Annotated in this window: 6 protein-coding genes; all 6 read right to left on the reverse strand. The window is 30.5% G+C overall.

What is annotated here, in order from left to right; translation table 11 throughout:
* On the reverse strand, nucleotides 1-475 hold a 475-nt coding region (locus PSF16_RS16405; protein ID WP_272689699.1), incomplete at its 3' end, for a hypothetical protein.
* A 1-nt stretch (nucleotide 476) separates the two neighbouring features.
* On the reverse strand, nucleotides 477-1,388 hold the full coding sequence (locus tag PSF16_RS16410) for a glycosyltransferase family 2 protein (protein WP_272689700.1): 912 nt from the start codon (nucleotides 1,386-1,388) through the stop codon (nucleotides 477-479).
* Between the two features lie 13 nt (nucleotides 1,389-1,401).
* The gene (locus PSF16_RS16415) at nucleotides 1,402-2,658 is read right to left on the reverse strand and encodes an O-antigen translocase (protein WP_272672795.1); all 1,257 of its coding nucleotides are present in this window, start codon (nucleotides 2,656-2,658) and stop codon (nucleotides 1,402-1,404) included.
* Entirely contained in the window at nucleotides 2,658-3,779 is a 1,122-nt protein-coding gene (locus PSF16_RS16420) for a DegT/DnrJ/EryC1/StrS family aminotransferase (protein ID WP_272689701.1), read from the reverse strand. Before PSF16_RS16420 ends, PSF16_RS16415 begins: the two co-directional genes overlap by 1 nt.
* Before the next feature lie 14 nt (nucleotides 3,780-3,793).
* Nucleotides 3,794-4,252, reverse strand: a complete 459-nt coding sequence (locus PSF16_RS16425) for an acyltransferase (RefSeq protein WP_272689702.1) — start codon at nucleotides 4,250-4,252, stop codon at nucleotides 3,794-3,796.
* The gene (locus PSF16_RS16430) at nucleotides 4,230-4,649 is read right to left on the reverse strand and encodes a sugar 3,4-ketoisomerase (protein ID WP_272689703.1); all 420 of its coding nucleotides are present in this window, start codon (nucleotides 4,647-4,649) and stop codon (nucleotides 4,230-4,232) included. Before PSF16_RS16430 ends, PSF16_RS16425 begins: the two co-directional genes overlap by 23 nt.
* Between the last annotated feature and the right edge of the window lie 39 nt (nucleotides 4,650-4,688).

Here is a 4,688-nt window from a genome sequence, read left to right on the forward strand (position 1 = left end):
GGCTATTGATAAATGATAAATAAAAAGACTGAAATGAGGGAATAACAAGCATCGCTATAATAAATATTGCATTAATAAAACCAGCATATCCTATTATTTTTAAAATTAAAAGGTCATTCTGTTTGAACATCAATATATAAATTGCAGGAGTAAATAATATTATTAAAAAATACATTATTGATATTCTAATCATGTATGCATCAGTTTTGCTAAAATTTAGTAAATAGCTTAATATAGATAAAAGTATAAATAAACTGCAAAAAATAAGAGATGAGCGATTTATAATAGTAACTTTTCCAACCGTATATATTTGATATAGAAAAGTAATAAACATCACCACAATTGATAAATAAGTTGTCGGAATAACCACAGGGGTAAAATTATAACTAACACTAAACAATGTAAATAATACAAATATCAGTTGAAATAAATTTTTAATCTTAACGCTAAGATTAAAATCAAGAGGGAGAGTCATTTTATTTTCTTAATTTTTTATTAATATATAAAGGAGATAAAAATCGGAACATCGGTGATATTAGTCGAGAAAACTTATTGTTATTGTTTTTCAATATATATATTTTAAACAGGTCAGTTAATCTATATAATATCAGATCAATCTTCAAAAGTAATCTAGTGCTAAACCTCCCATTAAACTTGCTTAGAAATGTTTTTTTACATAAATAATTATCATTACTGAGTTTTGGATTTATTAATCTGGTATTACTATTTGAAATGCTATCTCCTATTCTATACTCGACTAATATTTTATCCAGCAAAGGTAGTTTTATATTCATATTGGTGATTTTTAACCATAGAGGATAATCTTCCATACTAAGATTAGCATCGGGGTATTCAATATCCTGTAATAATTTCTTACTCAAAAAAGAACCAGGAGCGGGTACGAAATTGTCTATCAACAAATGCTTAAATTGTTCTTTAGCAGTTTGGTTAAAATAATAATTATTTTTAGGTATTACTCCAAATTTTTTACTGCCACAGAATCTTTCTACTTTACAAAAGGCACAGGGTGTTTTTATATCTGTTACAAACAAATATAATTCTGTAATGCAGTTATATTTTAATAAGTCATCTGCAGCGATTGGTTTTATCCAATTACTGGTAGCTAGTTGGCAGGTTGAGTTAAAATTAGCTACTACACCTTTATTAACATTACTAATATTTAATATAACATTATGAAAATTATTTTTATAATTTTTCAGCCAGTTTTTTATTAATTTTTGAGTATCATCTTTAGAACCATCGTCGCCAAATATAAGTTCGATATATTGACAACCATAATTTTGTTCAAGGATACTATTTAATGTTTCTAGAATAGTACTTTCAGAATTGTAACTAAAAATAGCAATACTGATAATTTCTTTATTCATAATTTAAATACTACTATAGGCTAGATAATTTTGAGTTAATGGTGAAAATCATAACTATAAAATATAATAGATAGTTTAAACAATATGCGTATGTTGCACCGATAGTACCGGAATTCATTAATGAGATAAATAAATAAGAAAGCAATATAAAGGAAATAGAGAATATTACTTCACTGATTATGAATGTTTTCGTCATCGCTTTAGCTAGCATTACATATGCTAATAACCATGATGCTATTTTGAATACATCACCAATTATTTGCCATGTAAACAATGGTTTCATTGGTGAGAAGCGATCAGAGAAAAGTAAATAAATAATAAAATCACGTAATAGGTATATTACCAATCCACATGCAATGACTATTGGGAGTAATATTTTATAACCTTGTAGAACTTCTTTTTTTAACTCTTGCTTGCTAGTGATCTCTGAAAGTCTTGGTAGGTAATAGGTGCTTAAAGCAGTAGTGACTATCATTAAATAAGTTGTTGATATATACCATACACCTTGCCAGTAACCTGCTTGGTCTAACCCTTGGGTTGTTCCTATATAATCACGAATTATAAATTGTGAGGTAGGAACCATAATCGCAGAGGTGATAGCCATTGCTGAGTAAGAAAAAAGGTTTTTAGATATTTTTTTATCAAAAGATGAGGTAAACTTTTTCCATGTTATTACTTCATGCTTTCTGAGCATGAATAATGTAATAAAAAATATTATGGATTGGTTTGTTGCTAACGCAATTAAAGCACCTTTTAACCCAAGAAAATAAATCAGTAAGCTGGTAAAGATTAAAGAATATATACTTTGTATTATATTTATTTTGATATAGCTTCTGATTTCTTTAAGGCCATTAATGATAGATAAAAACAAGCCATTTAAAACAAATAAAATAATTGTAAAACCAAATATTATAAAAATAAATTGATACTGGACATCATCTAATATTTTAAGAGAAAAGAAGTTAGAAAATATTGCTAATATACAACCGACAACGATGGATGTAGTAAAACTAATACGAATACTAGTACTAAATAGTGAAGGAAGCTTTTCACTTTCTTTACCATATTCAGCCGTGTATTTTACTACACCATTATTTATAGCTCCTTGCGCAGCAATCAATACAAGTTGGCTAAAGTTTTGAAATTGACCGATGACTGCAAGCCCAACAGGACCGATATAGACAGAGACTGCCTTATTAATCACTAATCCTGATAGCATTTTAAAAAATGTAGCTATCAGGCTTAGTAGTGATGTTTTAACTAATGTCATTATTTTTTCACAAATGAATTACATGCTTCAATGACTTTAGATATTTCTTCATTAGTCATTGTTGGTCCGATTGGTATACTTAGAACTTCACTATGAATTCTTTCAGTAATTGGTAATGAAAGTTCTTTGTATTGGCTATATGCCTGCTGTTTATGCGGAGGAGTAGGATAATGAATTAGTGTTCGAATACCATTTTCAATCAAATGTTTTTGAAGTAATTCTCTATGTTCCGTTGCTATAACAAATAAGTGCCATACGTGCTGTTCAATATTGTCTTTATACGTGCTGACTGATAGGGGAAGCTTGATTAATGGATTATTAATATTTTCTAAGTAAGTTAATCCTATTTTTTGGCGAATAATGGTTTCATTATCAAGATACTTTAGTTTTACACTAAGTAATGCTGCCTGTAATTCATCAAGACGACTATTGACTCCCTGATATAAATTTAAGTACTTCTGATGTGAACCATAGTTTCTTAGGGCAAATAAAATTTCTGCTAGTTGCTCATCATTAGTGGTTATTGCTCCGGCATCGCCTAGTGCTCCAAGGTTTTTTCCTGGATAGAAGCTAAATCCTGCCGCATGACCCCAATTACCTGCCTTTTTACCATCGATGCTAGCGCCATGGGATTGCGCACAGTCCTCTAGAACTAACAAATTATATTCTTGCGCAATAGCCATAATTTCAGGCATTGGTGAGATCTGCCCATAGAGATGAACGGGTAAAATAACTTTTGTTTTGTCTGTAATTGCAGCTTTTATATTCTCAACTGATAAATTATAGGTATTAACATCAGGTTCTACGAGAACGGGTACTAAGCCATTTTCAGTAATAGCTAAGACGGATGCGATATAAGTATTAGCTTGTACGATGACTTCATCACCAGCTTTTATTTTTCCTAGCTCTTTCCATGCACGCAGTGCTAAAGTTAAGGCATCTAAGCCATTTGCTACACCAATAGTATATTTAGTACCGCAGTAAACAGAAAAATTGTGTTCAAATTTTTCTAATTCTTTGCCCATTATATACCATCCTGAGTCAATTACATTGGCACAGGCATCTTTAAGCTCTTGTTGATATTGTTGATTAATTTTTTTTAGGTCAAGAAAACTTATCATTTGTCATCCTATAATTATTTCAGATATCTAACAACTTTTGCTGGATTGCCAACAACAAGTGCATTTTCTGGAACATCTTTGGTTACTACACTTCCTGCACCAATCATGCAATTTTCACCTAATGTTATGCTTGGTAAAATAGTTGCGTTAGCTCCTATTGAAGCACCTTTCTTTATTGTGGTTAATGGAAATTGTTCAGGATATTGTTTGGAGCGTGGATATTTATCATTTGCAAATGTAACGCATGGGCCGATGAATACGTTATCTTCAATCCGAATTCCATCCCATGAATAAACACCTGATTTAATTGTTACACTATTGCCAATGATGACATCATTTTCTATTAGTGTATGTGCACAAATATTGCAATGGCTCCCTATTTGCGCATTCTTTAGGATAACGCTGAATTGCCAAATACGAGTATTTTCACCAATACTTTGGCTCTGGACATCACTTAATGGATGAATAAACATTTTTACATTCTTCTAAAAAATCATCATAGTTACGAATATAATCACTTTCATCATATAATTCGCTTGCTAAAACCATCAAAACGCAGTCTTCAGAAAAATCATACATTTCTCGCCAAATGAAACTGTTTATATGTAATCCCGTATATGGTTTGTCTAAAATAACTTCTTCTTTTGTTTTTCCGTCATCTAATAAAAAACGGCAGCTACCTTTTACACAAATTGCGACTTGTTGCAGGTTTTTATGTGCATGAAACCCACGTGAAACCCCATCTTTAGTGCCAAAGATGTAATAAATACGTTTAATTTCAAATGGAATATTTTTATTTTGCTCTAATGAAACTAACGAACCTCTATCATCACCCAGTTTTTTAAATTCAATTGTATTAACTAGTTTCATTATTATTTCTCTATAAGATTAATCAAATATTCGCCGTAG

Source organism: Providencia sp. PROV033 (assembly GCF_028484855.1).
Lineage (GTDB): Bacteria > Pseudomonadota > Gammaproteobacteria > Enterobacterales > Enterobacteriaceae > Providencia > Providencia alcalifaciens.